The following is a 17,594-nucleotide window of genomic DNA, read 5'->3' as shown; positions in this document are numbered from 1 at the left end:
CGCCCGACGCGGGCGCGCGCATCCTGCTGTACGCCGCGCGCACGCCCGACGACGCGCTCGTCGAGCATCTGAAAAGCCGCGACTGGAACGTGCTGGTGGCGCGCTCGGCGCACGAGATCGGCCGGCTCGTGAAGCCCGCGACGATGTGCGCGGGCATCGTCGACATGGCGAGCTTTCCCTCCCGCGATCTGCCGGGACTCGAGGCGAGCCTGAGGCAACAGCAGGTCGGCTGGATCGCGCTCGCGAATCCCGAGCGGCTCGCCGATCCCGCCGTGCGGCGGCTGATCCGCCACTACTGCTTCGACTACGTGAAGATTCCCGTAGCGAACGCGACGATCGACTATCTGGTCGGTCACGCGTACGGCATGGTGAATCTGGGCGACGCCGATATGCCGCCCGACACGACGGGTGCGAGCGACGACGAGATGGTCGGCACCTGCGAGGCGATGCAGCAGCTGTTTCGCACGATCCGCAAGGTCGCGAACACCGATGCCAGCGTGTTCATCTCGGGCGAATCGGGCACGGGCAAGGAACTGACGGCGCTGGCGATCCACGAGCGCTCGCCGCGCCGCAAGGCGCCGTTCGTTCCGATCAACTGCGGCGCAATTCCGCATCATCTGCTGCAGTCGGAGCTGTTCGGCTATGAGCGCGGCGCGTTCACAGGCGCGAACCAGCGCAAGATCGGGCGCGTCGAGGCGGCCAACGGCGGCACGCTGTTTCTCGACGAAATCGGCGATCTGCCGATGGAAAGCCAGGCAAGCCTGTTGCGTTTCCTGCAGGAAGGCAGGATCGAGCGGCTTGGCGGCCACGAGTCGATTCCCGTCGACGTGCGGATCATTTCGGCGACGCACGTCGATCTGGAAGGCGCGATGGGCGACGGGCGTTTCCGGCAGGACCTGTTCCACCGGCTGTGCGTGCTGCGCGTCGACGAGCCGCCGCTGCGCGCGCGCGGCAAGGACATCGAACTGCTCGCGCATCATATTCTCGGCAAGTTCAAGACGGACAACGCGCGCAAGATTCGCGGCTTCACGCCGTCGGCGATCGAGGCGATGTACAACTATCACTGGCCGGGCAACGTGCGTGAGCTGATCAACCGCGTGCGCCGCGCGATCGTGATGGCCGAGAACAAGCTGATTTCCGCCGACGACCTCGATCTCGGCGGATTCAGCGAGCAACAGACGATGAGCCTCGCGCAGGCACGCGAAGCCGCCGAGAAGCGCGCGATCGAAGTGGCGCTGCTGCGGCATAGGCATCGTCTGAACGAGGCGGCGACGGATCTTGGGATTTCGCGCGTGACGCTGTACCGGTTGATGGGTGCGCATGGTTTGCGCGATACGTCTGGCGACGACAAGGCAGGTTTCAAGGCCGACGACAAGGGTTCAGATGCTGCCGGGCACGAGGCGCGGGATTAGCGGTTTTATTGCGAATGACGATTGGCGGGTTGCTGGGGGCGTGCGGGCCAGGTGATGCGTGGTCGGGTAGAATCGGCTTCCACTTTCTACCCGCCTCATATTTCGCATGACGACGCTCACCCTGATCGTCGCTCGCGCCCGCAATGGCGTGATCGGCCGTGATAACCAGTTGCCCTGGCGGCTTCCCGAAGACCTCGCTTTCTTCAAACGCACGACGATGGGCGCGCCTATCGTGATGGGGCGCAAGACGCATGAGTCGATTGGGCGGGTGTTGCCTGGGCGGCGCAATATTGTTGTGACGCGGGACGCGGCGCGGCGGTTTGAAGGCTGTGATGCTGTTGCCAGTCTTGCCGATGCTTTGACTCTCGCAGCGCGTGATGAGGCAGCTGAAGTGTTTCTGATCGGCGGTGCGCAGTTGTATGAAGAAGGCCTACGCCTCGCCGACAAGATGATCGTTACCGAGATTCATGCTGATTTTGAAGGCGATGCAAGGTTTCCGGCGCCTGATCCCGGCGTGTGGGCTGAAGTCTCTCGTGAGACGCATCGGGCTAAAGAGCCTAATGAGTTTGAGTACGCGTTTGTGGTTTATCAGCGGATCGGGGTGTAAGGTTTTTTGTCTGCGACGCCTGGTGTGGTTTTTCTTGGGGTTTCGCTGGCATCCGCGTTGTGTTACTGGTGCTTCAGGCGTTGCCCCTGTGCGGGGCGGCACTTACTTTCTTTGCCGCCGCAAAGAAAGTAAGCAAAGAAAGCGGGCTGACACCGCCCGCTCTTGACCACCGCCTGAGGGCCCCCAACAGTTCCTCCACTTCACACGGCGTTCTGCCATTCACTGCCCGTTGCCAGCGCCTTGAATGGGCGCCTCACCCGCTTCAATCACCCGTAACGCAGCCAGCGGCAGCGACTGGTCACCGCCGCCCAGGTGGCAAACTGTGTGTAGGTCGTCGTGCTTCACGCGTCGGCGCTCTTACGACACCGATCGTGCTTTTCAGTCCGGAGTGATGCGTGTACGCCGCGATGGCCTACACACAGTTTGCCGCTATAGAACGTGGACAATCTGATCGCGCGGGCCGCGACGCGGGAGCATGAAGCGGGTGATGAGCCAGTTCGAAGCGCTGGCAGCGGGCATCGAGAAGAGCGATGCCGCGAACAGGACGGGGCCGTTGGGGACCCGTGGGCAACTATGAGAACTGGCGGTGTTCAGCGGCTTTCTTTTGCCTACTTTTCTTTGCCGCGGCAAAGAAAAGTAGGTGCCGCCCCGCACAGGGGCAACGCTAGCGAACCAGCTACATCACGCGGATGCCAGCGCAGCGGACAAGCCCAAACAAGCCAGACCCGCCGCAGGCAAAACCAAAACAAAAATCAAAACCAAAACAAAAACCCAATCACTGCCCAGCAACAGTCATCCGCTCAATCAAAACAGAGCCAGTCTGCTTGGTCCCACGAACAATCGTGTCCGCGCCAATCGCCACGACATGCCGGAACATCTCCTGCAACGTGCTGGCCACAGTGATCTCCTCAACGGGATACTGGATCTTCCCATTCTCGACCCAGAACCCGGACGCGCCACGCGAATAATCCCCCGTGACGTAATTGACGCCCTGCCCCATCAGCTCGGTGAGCAGCAAACCCGTCCCAAGCTTGCGCAGCATTTCCTCGAAGTCGTCGGACTCTTGCGTCAAGGAACTGCGCAGCGAAAGATTGTGCGAACCGCCGGCGTTACCCGTCGTCGGCATACCAAGCTTGCGCGCCGAGTACGTCGACAGAAAATACCCTTCGACAACGCCATCTTTCACCACCGAACGCTGCTTCGTCCGCACACCTTCTTCGTCGAACGGCGCGCTACCCATCGCACGCGCAACATGCGGATCTTCGACGATCTGGATATGCGGTGCGAATACCGGCTTGCCGAGGCTATCCACCAGAAACGTCGTCTTGCGATACAGCGCGCCGCCGCTCGTCGCCTGCACGAATGCGCCGAGCAGTCCGGCTGCAAGCGGTGCCTCGAACAGCACCGGCACCTTGCGCGTATCCAGACCACGCGCGCCCATGCGCGCCAGTGCGCGTTCGGCGGCATAGCGGCCGACAGCTTCAGGATCGGCCAGTTCGCCTGCGCTGCGCTTCGACGTGTACCAGTCGTCGCGCTGCATGTTGCGACCGCTGCCCGCGATCGGCGCGCACGCAATGTAGTGACGCGAGTACGGATAGCCCGCGAGGAACCCGCGCGACGTGCCCAGCACGAACTGCGAATGCTGCGCCGAGACGCTCGCGCCTTCCGAATTCTTGATCTGCGGACTCACGGCGAACGCGGCGTCTTCCGCGCGGCGCGCCAGTTCGACGGCTTCGTCCGCGTCCAGATTCCATGGGTGATACAGATCGAGATCGCGCGGATCCTTTTCGAGCAGCTCTTCTTCTGCAAGGCCCGCACAGTCGTCCTCTGCAGTGAAGCGCGCGATGTTGTACGCGGCCATCACCGTGTCCTTCAGCGCCTGCGACGAAAAGTCAGACGTGCTCGCGTTGCCGCGCTTGTTGCCGATGAACACCGTTACGCCGACCATCTTGTCGCGGTTGTGCTCGATCGTCTCGACTTCGCCGCGCCGCACGGAGACGGACAGGCCGTCGCCTTCCGAAATCTCGGTTGCCGCGTCGGTTGCGCCGAGCGTCTTCGCGTGACGAAGAATGTCCGAAGCGATTTCCTTCAGTTCGTCCTGCGTGTGCGGGAAAAAGCGTTGCCGGGCTTCCGTGTCTGCTGCCATTGTCGTTTGCCGTCCTGAGTTGCGGTGCCGTCCGGGCCGAAGCCCGCGAAAGTTCGTCGTTGCAAGCGCTGTATTCAGCCGGCCTGTGCGCCGACGCATCCCGCGATCATAGCAAGCTCTACGCTGCTGCACCTGGCATTCGCTAACACCTTGAACGCATGCGCTTCGCCGACGATACGCGGACAGTACCTTGTCCAGCCGGCGCGCCCCGGCACGCTACAATATCGCGCATGACACGCAAAACCCGCATTCAACCCATGGAACCCGCTGCCGTCGTCGACGACAACGGGTATGACCGTCCCAGCAAATCGCAACTCAAACGTGAAATGCACGAGTTGCAGGAACTGGGCGTAGAGATCGTCGCGCTGCCGAAAGACGCGCTCAAACGCATGCCGATGCCCGAATCGCTCGGCGACGCCGTGCGCGAAGCTCGCCGCATCACCGACCACGAAGGCAAGCGCCGCCAGATGCAGTATGTCGGCAAGGTCATGCGCGGTCTGACGGACGCCGAAACGGCCGCGCTGCGCGAAGCGCTCGACAAGTACAAGGGCGTCAACAAGTCCGAGACGGCGCGCCTGCACTGGATCGAACGCACCCGCGAGAAACTGCTCGCCGACGACGCCGCGCTCACGGAGTTCATTCGCCAGCATCCCGCCGCCGACCCGCAGGAAGGCCGCACGCTGATCCGCAACGCCCGCAAGGAAGCGCAGCAAAGCAAGCCGCCGCGCTACTTCCGCGAGCTGTTCCAGTGGATCAAGAACGCCGCCGGCGCGGATCAGGACGACGGCGACGACACCGACGATTCCGACGTTTCTGAAGACCACGATGACGATTCCCGCGCGTAATTATCCCGACGAACTGATCGTCGGCCTCGTGTCGATCAGCGATCGCGCCAGCACGGGCGTCTATGAGGACAAGGGTATTCCGTCCCTGCAGGAGTGGCTCGGCGGCGCGCTAACGTCGCCGTTTCGCACGGAAACGCGCCTGATCCAGGACGACGCGCCGACCATCACGAAGACGCTGATCGAACTGGTCGACGAGACGGGCTGCGATCTCGTGCTGACGACGGGCGGCACAGGGCCGTCGCGGCGCGACGTGACGCCCGAGGCGACGCTCGCGGCGGGAACGAAAGAGATGCCGGGGTTCGGCGAGCAGATGCGGCAGATCAGCCTGAATTTCGTGCCGACGGCGATCCTGTCGCGTCAGGTCGCGGTGATCCGCGAGACGGCGGAGCGCGCCGCGCTGATCATCAATCTGCCAGGACAGCCGAAGTCGATCAAGGAAACGCTGGAAGGTTTGCGCGATGAAAACGGCAAGGTGAAAGTGCCGGGCATTTTCGCCGCGGTGCCGTATTGCATCGACCTGATCGGCGGCCCGTACATCGAGACGAACGCCACCGTGGTGGCGGCGTTCCGGCCGAAGAACGCAGTGCGCGCGCCCCGGCAAGGCTGATTACTTCGACGCCGCGTCGGCAGCGGGCTCGCTCGCTGCCGGGATCAGGAAATGCTCCCGGTAATAGCGCAGTTCGTCGATCGATTCATGGATGTCGGCGAGCGCCGTGTGCATCGCGCGCTTCTGGAAGCCCTTGTAGATCGCGGGCTGCCAGCGGCGGCACAGTTCCTTCAGCGTGCTGACGTCGAGGTTGCGGTAATGGAAGAACGTTTCCAGTTCGGGCATCCAGCGCGCCATGAAACGGCGGTCCTGGCAGATCGAGTTGCCGCACATCGGCGACTTGCCGGGCGGCACGTGCTGACCGAGGAACGCGCGGATCTGTTCCGTGGCGTCGGCTTCCGATACCGTCGACGCGCGCACGCGCTCGATCAGCCCGGAACGGCCATGCGTGTTCTTGTTCCAGTCGTCCATCTTGTCCAGCGTTTCGTCGCTCTGATGGATGGCGAGCACGGGGCCTTCGACCATGCGGTCCAGCGTCGAATTGGTCACGACGACGGCAATCTCGATGATGCGGTCGTTGTCGGGATCGAGCCCCGTCATTTCCATGTCCAGCCAGACGAGATTCATGTCGCCGCGCACGAGCGGCTGATCGACGGATTCGATAATGTCAGTCATTGAAGGCAACCCCGGTGTGAAGCGGCGCGAACGGCTCGCCGGCGGCGGGCGGACCGTCAATTTCGCGCCGAAAATGGCGCGCTCCCGCCCGCAAGCGGGAACAAACATATAATTCTCGCATAGAACCTACGGATTCCCCGGATGCCTACTCTGTACTTCACCGTTCTGTTCGTGATCGCCGTCGTGGCGATGGTCGGCACGAAGCTCTGGCTCGCGTCGCGGCAGATCCGCTTCGTTGCAGCGCACCGTGAAAACGTGCCGCCGCAGTTCGCGGGCACCATCGCCCTCTCCGCTCACCAGCGCGCCGCCGATTACACGGTCGAACGCACCCGGCTCACGATGGCCGAGATCGTCGTCAGCGCGGCCGTGCTGATCGGGCTCACGCTGCTGGGCGGCGTGCAGGCACTGGATCTCGCGATCGGCGACTGGGTGGGGCGCGGCTATACCGGCGAGATTCTGCTGGTGGGCGCCGTCATCGCGATCACGAGCGCGATCGATCTGCCGTTCGACTATTACCGTCAGTTCGGCATCGAGCAGCGCTTCGGCTTCAACCGCATGAGCAAGCGCATCTTTTTCGTCGACCGTATCAAGGGCGTGCTGCTCGGCGCCGCGTTCGGCCTGCCGCTGCTGTTCGTCGTGCTGTGGCTGATGAACAAGGCGGGCACGTACTGGTGGTGGTGGACGTGGGTCGTGTGGGTCGTGTTCCAGATGCTCGTGCTGATCCTGTATCCGAGCTTCATCGCACCGATGTTCAACAAGTTCGAGCCGCTGAAGGATGAAGCGCTCGTGCATCGCATCGACGCGCTGATGAAGCGTTGCGGCTTCGCGGCCAAGGGCCTGTTCGTGATGGACGGCAGCCGCCGTTCGGCGCATGGCAACGCGTACTTCACGGGCTTCGGCTCGTCCAAGCGGATCGTGTTCTTCGACACGCTGCTCTCGCGCCTGTCGGGCAGCGAGATCGAAGCGGTGCTCGCGCATGAACTCGGCCACTTCAAGCGCCGCCATGTGATCAAGCGGATGATCGTCACGTTCCTGATCAGCCTTGCGATGCTCGCGCTGCTCGGCTACCTCGCGCAGCGTGTGTGGTTCTTCGAAGGCCTTGGCGTGCGTCCGTCGTTGACGGGCAGCAACGACGGCCTTGCGCTCGTGCTGTTCTTCCTCGCGGTGCCCGTGTTCCTGTTCTTCGTGACGCCGCTCGGCAGCCTGACTTCGCGCAAGCACGAGTTCGAAGCCGACGCATTCGCCGCGACGCAGACCGACGCCAGAGACCTCGTCAATGCGCTCGTCAAGCTGTACGAAGATAACGCGTCGACCCTCACGCCCGACCCGCTCTACACCGCGTTCTACTACTCGCACCCGCCCGCTTCGCAGCGGATCGACCGGCTGCTGCGTCACGCATGACGGGCCGCTCACCGAAAGCGCTGCGCGCCGCTGCTGCCAGCGATCGCGCGCAGGAACGCGTGCGCGGCCTCGTGATCGCCGCGCATGGACGTCACTACATCGTCGCGCCCGAAGACGGCGGACCGATCCTGCAATGCTTCCCGCGCGGCAAGCGCAGCGAGATCGCCGTGGGCGATCAGGTGCTTTATGAGCTGACCTCCGTCGATCAGGGCGTGATCGTCGAGATCGGCGAACGGCGCAACCTGCTGTATAGATCGGATCAGTACAAGTCGAAGCTTTTCGCGGCGAATCTCGATCAGCTTCTGATCGTGCTCGCCACTGAACCTCATTTCAGCGAAGACCTGCTCGGCCGTGCGCTCGTCGCCGCCGAAGAGAACGAACTGAAGCCGTTGATCGTGCTGAACAAGATCGACGTCGAGGCCGCATTGCCACTCGCGCGCAAGCGGCTCGAACTGTATCGCTCGCTGGGTTATACGGTGCTCGAGGTGTCGATCAAGACGCAGCCGGACGCTGCGCGCACGACACTGGAAGAGCATCTGCATGGCCACTCGACCTTGCTGCTCGGTCAATCCGGCATGGGCAAATCGACGCTCGTCAATCTGCTGATTCCCGACGCCGAAGTGGCGACGCGCGAGATCTCGACGGCGCTCAACAGCGGCCGTCACACGACTACCTTCACGCGCCTCTATCCGCTTCCGGGTACCGAAGGCGCGCTGATCGATTCGCCGGGTTTCCAGGAATTCGGCCTGCATCATCTGACGGAAGGCAAGCTCGAGCGCGCGTTCCCCGAGTTCAGGCCACTCTTGCCCAACTGCCGCTTCTATAACTGCCATCATCTGCATGAGCCCGGTTGCGCGATTCTCGAAGCGGTCGCCGATGGCCGCATCGCGAAGGAACGGCACGCGCTCTATGCGCAGCTCGTGCACGAGGCGAGTCAGATCGTCCGCTAAAGGCGACCATGATGAAGCTCATGCGCGCGCCCAACGTCTTCATCGGGCAGCATTGGATCAATCTGCTGGCGGCGGCGGGCATTACGTGCGAACTGCATAACCGCTATCTGAGCGGCGCTATCGGCGAGATTCCGGCGGATCAGTGCGCGCCGGAATTGTGGCTCGTCGACGAGCGCGACGAAGCATTAGCGAGGAAGTTGATCGATGCAGCACGCAGCGGCCCGGCCGCCGATGCGCCCAGCTGGCGTTGCGCGAAATGCGGTGAGCGGCTCGAAGCGCAGTTCACCGTGTGCTGGAATTGCGGGACGGCGCGCGATCCGTTGGACGGTTGAGCGCGCCTTGCGTGATTGAGATGCGCTACCTTCAGGCGAGCCAGACGGCGATCGTCAGCATCAGCAGCAGAATCATCCACAGAATGACGGCGCGCCACACGAGGCCGACAGCCGATTGCAGCGTGCGCGGCGTGCAGTCGTCGCCAACGGACATCGGGCCGCCGTCGCCCGTCGACAGTGCGTCGAGGCTCGATACTTCCGCGAGCGGCCCCGCCAGACGCGCACCCAGTGCACCGCTGCCGGCGGCAAGCAAGACACCGTCGTTCGGATCGGGCCACTGGCGCGCGTGATTGCGCCACGCGTAAATCGCGTCTTCGAAATTGCCGACGATCGCAAAACCCAGCGACGTCAAACGCGACGGAATCCAGTCGATCACGAAGAATGCCCGCTGCGCAAAGGTAGAGAAAGCCGCGGTGCGGTCGTCGGCGGGCTTCGACCATGTGCGCGCCAGATACTCGGCCGTGCGATACAGCACCGCGCCGGCCGGTCCGACAGGAATCAGAAACCAGAAGAACACACCGAACACATGCCGGTGCGACGCGACGACAGCGTGAATCAGCGTGTGACGGACGATTTCGCTGACGGGCATGTCGACCGTATCGAGACCCGTCCATTCGCTGAGAATCTCACGCGCTCGCGGCACATCGTCGTTATTCAACGACAGGTGGATGTCCGTGAAGTAATGGCTGAACTGCCGGAAGCCGAGCGTGAAGTACAGGACCGCGACGTTCCAGAGGAACGCGAGCGCGAAGTGAATCTGGTACAGCACGAAGTAGATCAAGCCGGTGACGAGCGTCCACGGCAGCACGACGACCAGCCACGCGAGGATGCCATGCTTCTCCTTGCCAGCATCGAAGCCGTGCGCCGTCGATTCCGCATGGTATTGAAGGAGTGCCGACACCGGGTTATTCGGCGACAGCGCGCGCACCTGTTCGATGATGAGGGCCAACAATACGGAGAAAAATGTCATGCGAGACGCCGTGCTATTCGAGTTCTTGCCGGACGGTGCTTGCCGGCCGATCGGTCCGATGAGCGGAATTGGTCAATACGATAGCACAGGGTCGGATGAGGCTGAGTGGCTGCAATGCAAGCGTAATGAAGCGACCCTGTGTCGTTCGCGCCGTCTCGAGTGTCAAGCCGCGAGGAAGCGATAGAAATTGCGCAACATGCCCGCCGTTGCGCCCCAGATGAAGTAATCGCCGCCCACTTCGCCTCGCGGATACGGCATTGCAAAAAAACGACGTTCGCCGCCTTCCCAACTCAGTACGCGTACTTCGTGATTCTTCGGGTCCATCAGGAAACGCAGCGGCACTTCGAAAATCTCTGCAACTTCGAACGTGTCGGCCTGCACCGTGAACGGCGGATGAACGAGACCGACGACAGGTGTCACGCGAAAACCCGTGCCCGTCAGATATTCGGGCAACGTGCCGAGCACTTCGACACGCGACGGTTCAAGGCCGACTTCTTCCTGCGCTTCACGCAACGCGGTTGCCGTCGTGTCGGCATCGTGAGGTTCGTGCCGGCCGCCGGGAAAACTCACTTGACCGGCATGATCATTCAGATGCGCGGTGCGTTGCGTAAGGAGCACAGTCAGTCCGCCCTCTCGCACGACGAGCGGCACCAGCACAGCAGCGACACGCGGATCGGTGGTATCGCGCCAACGGACTTCACGCGTCTCCTGCTCCCACGGCAGGTTCTGCTCGAAGCGTGCGCGCAGGCCGTCCGGCGTCAGACGCGCGGATGCGACAGCGGGCAGATCGACATCTGCCGGTTCGACAGGCAAGCTTTCGGGGTCAAATACGGGACGGGAGGGACGTGAAGGCGAGGTCAATGGAAGTCTCGAAACGAGCGCGGGTGGGACACGACGCTATTTTGACCTGGCAAACAAAAAAGCACCCGCGGAGGGTGCTTTTTCTTACAGCTTTTACTCTTGAGCAGCTGCCGCAGTGCGGTCTTTCGACACCAGCTTCTCTTTGATTCGAGCCGACTTGCCCGAACGCTCGCGCAGATAGTACAGCTTTGCACGACGCACATCGCCACGACGCTTCACGACGATGCTTGCCAGCAGCGGCGAATACGTTTGGAACGTACGCTCGACGCCTTCGCCCGACGAAATCTTGCGGACGATGAACGACGAGTTGAGGCCACGGTTACGCTTCGCGATCACGACGCCTTCGTAAGCCTGAACGCGCTTGCGGTTACCTTCAACCACGTTCACGCTCACGATCACCGTATCGCCGGGAGCGAATTCGGGGATGGTCTTGCCTGCGAGCGCGCGCTCGATTTCTTCCTGCTCGAGTTTTGCAATCAGATTCATCACTGACTCCTAATGCCATCTTGTCGGCGTTCGTACCTGCCTCGCGCTTCGCGCGTTCGGCTACGGCCCCGATAGAGGATGGGTTCACATCAGGAACCGCCCACGCATGGACGGCTCCGCCTGGATCCCGCCGGGTCGCGCAAAGCTCAGTGCTTCGACGCTTCCTTCGCGAGACTTGCAAGCCATGCTTCATCAGCACGGCTCAACAACTTGTTCTTTCTGGCCTGATCGATCAGATCGGGCCGTTTGACCAGCGTGTTGCGCAGCGCTTCGCGCCGCCGCCACTGCTCGATCTCCGCATGATGGCCGCCGAGCAGCACATCGGGCACACGCACGCCGTCGTATTCCTCGGGACGCGTGTAGTGCGGACAATCCAGCAAACCATCGACGAAACTGTCTTGCACGGCCGACTGCGCATCGTTCAACACGCCCGGCAGATGACGCACGACGGCATCGATCAACGCCATGGCCGGCAATTCGCCACCTGACAGCACGAAGTCGCCAAGACTGACTTCTTCGTCAACGACACGGTCGAGCAGACGCTGATCGATCGCTTCGTAGCGGCCGCACAGCAGGATCAGACCGGGTTCGGCAGCGAACTGCATCACCTTGTCGTGATTGAGCGTGGCACCTTGCGGCGACATCATCACGACGCGCGCGCCGCCAATGCCCTGCTCTTCCTGCGCCGCTTTCGCGGCACCGATCGCGTCTTCCAGTGGTTTGGCCAGCATTACCATGCCGGGGCCGCCGCCGTACGGGCGATCGTCGATCGTGCGGTAGTTGTCGGTGGTGAAATCACGCGGATTCCACGTGCGCAACCCATATCGCTCCTGTTTCGCTGCGCGGCTCGTAATGCCCCAGTCGGTCAGCGCGCGAAACATCTCGGGAAAGAGCGTAACGATATCGAACTGCATCGCTCTCTCCGTGAAGCGAATGTTTTAATAGTCGGCTTCCCAGTCGACGACGATCTTCTTCGCCGCCTGATCTACCGTTTTGACATAGACGCCGACGAACGGGATCAAGCGTTCGCCGGTGACCGGCTTGCCGTCTTTGCCGGTAGCCGGATACTCGATGCGCAACACCGACTGCGCACCGTTGTCGATCAGATCCGCTACTTTGCCGAGTTCGACGCCTGCCTCATTGACTACATCGAGGCCCAGCAGGTCGACCCAGTAATATTCGTCGGTTCCGAGCGCAGGGAAATCGCTGCGGCGCACGTACACGCGGTAACCGCGCAACGCGAGCGCCTCATCGCGGCCGGCCGGGCCAGCCAGATGCGCAACGATGCTGTCGCCATGAACCTTGGACTGCAGGCGGGGCGCCGACTTGCGCTCGCGACCCTTTTCGAGCCACCAGCGTTTGGCGCTGAGCAAGGCGTCGCCGCCATGACCGGCGTCCGCGTGAGCGGCCACCTTCACCCAGCCTTTGAGACCGTATGCATCGACGATTGCGCCGACTTCGACGGCGTCGTCGGGCCAGCTTTCCGCCGCATCAGCGCGCATTTCTTGCGCCGCCGTGGCATTTGCCGCCGGACGTTCGACCGGCTTGCGGACAAACGCGCCAAACGACGCACGCGCGCCAGACTGTGTTTTCGCCTTCGCGCGACCTGAACTACCCGAATCACGCTCCGACATCAGCGAACCTCAAGCCTGCATACGTAAAACCTGCACACCCGGGACTCGCGCAGAACCACTGCCGCACGAGCCAACGATGTACCTTGAAACTGCTATTAAGCAGCCGGTTGCGCCTTTTGCGCTTCCTTCACCAGACGCTCGACGGTCGGCGACAGTTGTGCGCCAACGCCTTGCCAGTACGTCAGGCGATCTTGAGCGATACGCAGTGACTCACCCTTCGTAGCGATCGGGTTGTAGAAGCCAACGCGTTCGATGAAGCGGCCGTCACGACGGTTACGCGAATCGGTTGCGACGATGTTGTAGAAAGGGCGCTTCTTCGAGCCGCCACGAGCCAAGCGGATGATGACCATACTAGAATCCTTGAAAACCGGGGTTCGAAACTACTGAAACACGCGATTATAGCCGGAAACCGAAAGCACAACAAACACTTAGCTGGATAAACTGAGCCTCAAGGGCGCAGAAATGGCTCAAACCCTTGGCTGTCGGCCGGAAAATAGTCCTAACAACCCGTGCGAGAACAAGCCGATGGGCTTGCCGGAGTTGTTTCACGCGTCGCAGGCGGAACCGTCGCGCGGGCGCCACGCTATCGCAATATCCCGGCTCGAGCTGTCATTGCGGGCGCTTTTCCGCCAGGCCGGGATGGAATGCCAGCATAACGTGCTGCAAGTGCCGCGCCTCTCGCGGCCGGCGTAGAATGCGCGTCGGCTGTGCGCGGGATTCGCAGCCATAGCAGCCGCCCGTCACCCTGTCGCTTACGCTCATGGCCACCGTCGCTACGCATCACTCGCGCTTTCGCTCCAAGACCCTTACCGCCGCGCTGGCGTTCTTCTTCGGTACGCTCGGTGCGCATCGCTTCTATCTATATGGGTTGCGCGACGTCTGGGGCTGGGCGCATCTCGCTGGAACGATCATCGGCATTCCCGGCTTCATGCTGCTCGCCGCGACCGAGCGCACCGCGATCACCGGATGGATGCTCGCGTTTCCCGGCGCAGTGTCGATGCTGGCAGCCTTTCTCGCAGCGATTGTCTACGGTCTGCGGCCCGACGAAAAATGGGACGCGCAATTCAACACGCATACCAATCAACATAGCAATTCAGGCTGGACGGTTATTTTCGTCGTCATCTTCTCGCTGCTGATCGGCGCTTTCCTGCTGATGACGGGACTCGCACTGTCGTTCCAGACTTACTTCGAATCGCAGGTCGAGGCCGCAAAAGCGATCTCGCAATAAGACGCTTTCAGAAGAGACTCATTTGCGATGTCTGCGGTGCGGCCGGCTTCGACGAACCTGGCGATTCAGTACGTTTGAAATGCGACATATCGAGAATGCCGTGATTGCGCGCATTCAAACCAAGCCGCCGCACTGAGTTTGCGAAACGCTGACGCAGCAGATCGGCCCATAAGCCTTCTCCTTTCATCCGCGTCGAAAACGACGAGTCATAGTCCTTGCCGCCGCGCATGTCGCGCACCCGGTTCATCACTCGCTCGGCACGATCGGGAAAATGCGCTTCCAGCCAGCCTTTGAAAAGCGGCGCGACTTCCCAGGGCAGACGCAACACGATATAGCTCGCGCTAGTCGCGCCCGCCTCCGCGCAGGCTTCGAGCACCCGCTCCATGTCCTGATCCGTGACGAACGGAATGACGGGCGCAATGCTGACACCCACGGGAATGCCCGCGTCGCTCAGCGCGCGGATCGTCCTCAGACGCCGCGCGGGCGTTGCTGCGCGCGGCTCCAGCGTGCGCGCAATGTCGGCGTCCAGCGTGGTGACGGTGATGGCCGCCATCATCAGCCCTTTCTCGGCCATCGGCGCCAACAGATCGATATCGCGCTCAATCAGCGAATTCTTGGTGATCGCGGCGAATGCCTGGTTATGGTCGCTCATCACCTGGATGACACGCCGCGTCAGTTGCAAGTCGCGTTCGACAGGCTGCCATGCGTCCGTATTCACGCCAAGCGCGATGGGTTCCGGCACATAAGACTTTCTCGACATCTCGCGCACAAGCAGTTCCGGTGCGTTGACCTTCGCGTAGATCCGGCTTTCGAAGTCGAGGCCCGGCGACAAGCCGAGATAGCTGTGAGTAGGCCGCGCGAAGCAGTAAATACAGCCATGCTCGCACCCACGATAAGGATTCAGCGAAACACTGAACGGAATATCCGGCGACTGGTTATGCGTGAGAATGCTTTTCGCGCGCTCTTCGAACACCTGGGTGCGCAACGCCGGACGGCCCCACTCTTCCTCAGACTCGGCGATCCAGCCGTCGTCGACAGCCTCGCGCTGGTCCAGTTCGTAGCGGCCCTGCACGTTCGTCACCGCGCCGCGGCCCTTGCGAGGAGCGGGCGGTGCGATCGGATATTCGGGAATGTCTCGGTCGTAGTCGGTCACGGCACACTTCAAAAGCAACGCTGAATACTGTATAAATATACAGTGTTTACGGCTTTTGTGAAGCGTGACTTTGAGGGCCGGTTCAGGCACCGGCGCGGCCTTGCGGATGCGTTAGTCGCCGACAGCGATCATCAGCGTTTCCTTGATTTCTTCCATCACGACATAGCTCTTCGACTGCACCGCGCCCGGCAGTTGCAGCAGGATGTCGCCCAGCAGCTTTCGGTAATCGGCCATTTCGCCGATGCGCGCCTTGATCAGATAGTCGAAGTCACCGGAGACGAGATGACATTCGAGCACCTCCGGGATCTTCTGCACTTCGCGCCGGAACTGATCGAACATGTTGCCGCTTTTGTGATCAAGCGTGATTTCGACGAACACCAGCAGCGCGGCACCGAGTTCCGCCGGGTTCACGCGCGCGTGATAGCCGGTAATCACGCCGTCGCGCTCCATGCGCTTCACCCGCTCGATGCACGGCGTCACCGACAGACCCACCTGTTCGGCCAGCTCCTTCATCGCGATCCGGCCGTCTATCTGGAGGATTTTCAGGATCTTGTGATCGAGTTTGTCGAGCGATCGCACCGGTTGACGCTGTGTACGCATGGTATTTACTGAAAATCCAAAAAATACAATAACAAAACCTACCCAGAGACAAATAGTATAGCGGTTAACACTAGGCAAGCGGCATATCACCTCGTCAATCGAACAAGATCACGAAGCACGAGGTTTCCACCACGCCGCAGGCCCTTTCGACCTTTATGGAGCAGCTATGCGTGTTGTCGTTCTGGGCAGTGGCGTCGTCGGGGTAACGAGCGCCTATTATCTTGCGCGCGCGGGTCACGAAGTGACCGTAATCGATCGCGAAGCGGGTCCTGCGCTCGAAACGAGCTTCGCCAACGCCGGCCAGATTTCGCCGGGCTACGCTGCGCCGTGGGCGGCGCCGGGCGTGCCGCTGAAGGCCGTCAAATGGATGTTCCAGAAACACGCGCCGCTCGCCATCCGGCTCGACGGTACGCAATTCCAGTTGCAATGGATGTGGCAGATGCTGCAGAACTGCACGTCTGCGCGCTATGCCGTCAACAAAGGCCGCATGGTGCGTCTGGCTGAATACAGCCGCGATTGCCTGCAGGCGCTGCGCGCTGAAACCGGCATCCAGTACGAAGGCCGCACGGGCGGCACGCTGCAACTGTTCCGCACGCAACAGCAACTCGATGGCGCTGCGAAAGACATCGCGGTGCTCGAAGAAGCGAACGTGCCGTACGAACTGCTGATGCCGGGCGATCTCGCCCGCGCCGAGCCCGCGCTTGCGGCGACCTCGCACAAGCTGACGGGCGGCCTGCGCCTGCCGGGTGACGAAACGGGCGACTGCCAGCTGTTCACGACGCGCCTCGCTGCGCTCGCCGAGCAACTGGGCGTCAAGTTCCGCTACAACACGCCGATCGACGCACTCGCAATGGAAGGCGACCGTATCGCCGGCGTGAGATGCGGCAGCGAGATCGTGCGCGCGGACAGCTTTGTCGTCGCGCTCGGTTCGTTCTCGACGAAGTTCCTGTCGGGCCTCGTCAAGATTCCGGTGTATCCGCTCAAGGGCTATTCGATCACGGCGCCGATCGTCGATGCGAAGGCTGCGCCTGTGTCGACGGTGCTCGACGAGACGTACAAGATCGCGATCACGCGTTTCGATGACCGGATTCGCGTCGGCGGAATGGCGGAGATCGTCGGCTTCGACAGGAAGCTGAAGCAGGCGCGCCGTGAAACGCTTGAAATGTGCGTGAACGATCTGTTCCCGGGCGGCGGCGATACGGCGAAGGCATCGTTCTGGACGGGCCTGCGTCCGATGACGCCGGACGGCACGCCGATCGTCGGCCGCACGCCGGTGTCGAACCTGTTCCTGAATACGGGCCACGGCACGCTTGGCTGGACGATGTCGTGCGGTTCGGGTCAACTGCTTGCTGATCTGATCTCGGGCAAGCGTCCGGCGATCCAGTCAGGCGATCTCTCGGTGCATCGCTATCTCGGCGAGACGACGGGTCAGACGCGTCCGGCTTACGCCTGATTCGCAGCGTTCCCGATACGACAACGGCGCCTCATGGCGCCGTTGTTTTTTGCTTCGTCGCGAAGCGTCGTCAGAACTGATCTTCGGTGAGCGCCAGCATGCCCTCGCCGCCCTTTGTGCTCGTAATCGATGCTTCGAGCGCTACCGCTTGCGGCAGGATGTGTTCCGCGAAGAACTGCGCGGTGGCGAGTTTCGCGCCGTAGAACGACGGGTCTTGCGCGTGCTTCTGCTGTGCGACGAGCATCGCACGCGCCATCTGCCAGCCGCCTAGCACGATGCCCGCAAGCTTCAGAT

General features: G+C 62.0%; 20 protein-coding genes. 9 read left to right on the top strand and 11 right to left on the bottom strand.

From position 1 onward, the window contains the following. Positions 1-20: 20 nt before the first annotated feature. Together G3O01_RS44225 and G3O01_RS44220 are read left to right on the top strand one after the other, a co-directional pair. Complete coding sequence (locus G3O01_RS44225; RefSeq protein ID WP_346779273.1) at positions 21-1,412, top strand: sigma-54 dependent transcriptional regulator; 1,392 nt, start codon at positions 21-23, stop codon at positions 1,410-1,412. 106 nt (positions 1,413-1,518) lie between these two features. Then, complete coding sequence (locus G3O01_RS44220; RefSeq protein ID WP_205813804.1) at positions 1,519-2,019, top strand: dihydrofolate reductase; 501 nt, start codon at positions 1,519-1,521, stop codon at positions 2,017-2,019. A gap of 775 nt (positions 2,020-2,794) precedes the next feature. Here G3O01_RS44220 and pmbA read toward each other — a convergent pair. Further along, positions 2,795-4,165, bottom strand: a complete 1,371-nt coding sequence (gene pmbA / locus G3O01_RS44215; RefSeq protein WP_205813803.1) for a metalloprotease PmbA — start codon at positions 4,163-4,165, stop codon at positions 2,795-2,797. A gap of 230 nt (positions 4,166-4,395) precedes the next feature. On the opposite strand from pmbA, the gene yjgA reads away from it, so the two are divergent. Then, entirely contained in the window at positions 4,396-5,010 is a 615-nt protein-coding gene (yjgA, locus tag G3O01_RS44210) for a ribosome biogenesis factor YjgA (RefSeq protein WP_205813802.1), read from the top strand. Further along, positions 4,991-5,617: a molybdopterin adenylyltransferase gene (gene mog / locus G3O01_RS44205; protein WP_205813801.1), complete on the top strand. Its 627-nt coding sequence runs from the start codon at positions 4,991-4,993 to the stop codon at positions 5,615-5,617. The genes yjgA and mog overlap by 20 nt, the downstream gene beginning before the upstream one ends. Here mog and orn read toward each other — a convergent pair whose 3' ends face one another. Beyond that, the gene (gene orn / locus G3O01_RS44200) at positions 5,618-6,232 is read right to left on the bottom strand and encodes an oligoribonuclease (RefSeq protein ID WP_205813800.1); all 615 of its coding nucleotides are present in this window, start codon (positions 6,230-6,232) and stop codon (positions 5,618-5,620) included. Positions 6,233-6,373: 141 nt separating this feature from the next. Between orn and G3O01_RS44195 the strand changes: the two genes are divergently transcribed. Genes G3O01_RS44195 through G3O01_RS44185 form a run of 3 tightly spaced genes read left to right on the top strand, consistent with a single transcriptional unit; the run spans position 6,374 to position 8,915 of the window. Beyond that, positions 6,374-7,633, top strand: coding sequence for a M48 family metallopeptidase (locus tag G3O01_RS44195; RefSeq protein WP_205813799.1), 1,260 nt, complete (start codon positions 6,374-6,376; stop codon positions 7,631-7,633). Further along, positions 7,630-8,583 carry a ribosome small subunit-dependent GTPase A gene (gene rsgA / locus G3O01_RS44190; RefSeq protein WP_205813798.1) on the top strand — a complete coding sequence of 318 codons (954 nt, stop codon included), beginning with the start codon at positions 7,630-7,632 and terminating at the stop codon, positions 8,581-8,583. The genes G3O01_RS44195 and rsgA overlap by 4 nt, the downstream gene beginning before the upstream one ends. Positions 8,584-8,594: 11 nt before the next feature. Then, positions 8,595-8,915 (top strand): DUF2007 domain-containing protein, encoded by a 321-nt coding sequence (locus G3O01_RS44185; RefSeq protein ID WP_205813805.1) that lies wholly within the window; start codon positions 8,595-8,597, stop codon positions 8,913-8,915. Between the two features lie 31 nt (positions 8,916-8,946). Here the strand turns inward: G3O01_RS44185 and G3O01_RS44180 are convergent, their stop codons facing one another. The 6 genes from G3O01_RS44180 to rpsP form a co-directional block, all read right to left on the bottom strand. Then, positions 8,947-9,885, bottom strand: coding sequence for a CobD/CbiB family protein (locus G3O01_RS44180; RefSeq protein ID WP_205813797.1), 939 nt, complete (start codon positions 9,883-9,885; stop codon positions 8,947-8,949). Positions 9,886-10,047: 162 nt separating this feature from the next. After that, positions 10,048-10,746, bottom strand: a complete 699-nt coding sequence (locus G3O01_RS44175; protein ID WP_205813796.1) for a CoA pyrophosphatase — start codon at positions 10,744-10,746, stop codon at positions 10,048-10,050. Positions 10,747-10,839: 93 nt separating this feature from the next. Then, positions 10,840-11,232 carry a 50S ribosomal protein L19 gene (gene rplS / locus G3O01_RS44170; protein WP_205813795.1) on the bottom strand — a complete coding sequence of 131 codons (393 nt, stop codon included), beginning with the start codon at positions 11,230-11,232 and terminating at the stop codon, positions 10,840-10,842. 146 nt (positions 11,233-11,378) lie between these two features. Next, a complete protein-coding gene (gene trmD / locus G3O01_RS44165) occupies positions 11,379-12,146 on the bottom strand; it encodes a tRNA (guanosine(37)-N1)-methyltransferase TrmD (RefSeq protein WP_205813794.1) in 768 nt (255 codons plus the stop codon). Positions 12,147-12,170: 24 nt separating this feature from the next. Further along, the gene (gene rimM / locus G3O01_RS44160) at positions 12,171-12,866 is read right to left on the bottom strand and encodes a ribosome maturation factor RimM (protein WP_205813793.1); all 696 of its coding nucleotides are present in this window, start codon (positions 12,864-12,866) and stop codon (positions 12,171-12,173) included. A 95-nt stretch (positions 12,867-12,961) separates the two neighbouring features. Next, a complete protein-coding gene (gene rpsP, locus G3O01_RS44155) occupies positions 12,962-13,216 on the bottom strand; it encodes a 30S ribosomal protein S16 (protein ID WP_074263786.1) in 255 nt (84 codons plus the stop codon). Positions 13,217-13,626: 410 nt separating this feature from the next. Here rpsP and G3O01_RS44150 point away from each other — a divergent pair, with 410 nt between their 5' ends. Beyond that, positions 13,627-14,094 (top strand): NINE protein, encoded by a 468-nt coding sequence (locus tag G3O01_RS44150; protein WP_205813792.1) that lies wholly within the window; start codon positions 13,627-13,629, stop codon positions 14,092-14,094. Between the two features lie 7 nt (positions 14,095-14,101). Here G3O01_RS44150 and G3O01_RS44145 read toward each other — a convergent pair whose 3' ends face one another. Both G3O01_RS44145 and G3O01_RS44140 read right to left on the bottom strand, forming a co-directional pair. Then, the gene (locus tag G3O01_RS44145) at positions 14,102-15,247 is read right to left on the bottom strand and encodes a PA0069 family radical SAM protein (protein WP_205813791.1); all 1,146 of its coding nucleotides are present in this window, start codon (positions 15,245-15,247) and stop codon (positions 14,102-14,104) included. 111 nt (positions 15,248-15,358) lie between these two features. After that, on the bottom strand, positions 15,359-15,847 hold the full coding sequence (locus G3O01_RS44140; protein ID WP_205813790.1) for an Lrp/AsnC ligand binding domain-containing protein: 489 nt from the start codon (positions 15,845-15,847) through the stop codon (positions 15,359-15,361). A 166-nt stretch (positions 15,848-16,013) separates the two neighbouring features. Here G3O01_RS44140 and G3O01_RS44135 point away from each other — a divergent pair, with 166 nt between their 5' ends. Continuing rightward, positions 16,014-17,300, top strand: a complete 1,287-nt coding sequence (locus tag G3O01_RS44135; protein WP_205813789.1) for a D-amino acid dehydrogenase — start codon at positions 16,014-16,016, stop codon at positions 17,298-17,300. A gap of 70 nt (positions 17,301-17,370) precedes the next feature. On the opposite strand, the gene G3O01_RS44130 is transcribed toward G3O01_RS44135, so the two are convergent. Further along, a partial coding sequence (locus G3O01_RS44130; protein ID WP_205813788.1) for an acyl-CoA dehydrogenase C-terminal domain-containing protein occupies positions 17,371-17,594 on the bottom strand: 224 nt, incomplete at its 5' end.

The organism is Burkholderia sp. Ac-20365, assembly GCF_017104715.1.
Classification (GTDB): Bacteria; Pseudomonadota; Gammaproteobacteria; order Burkholderiales; family Burkholderiaceae; genus Paraburkholderia.
This window is presented reverse-complemented; position numbering and strand designations above follow the sequence as displayed.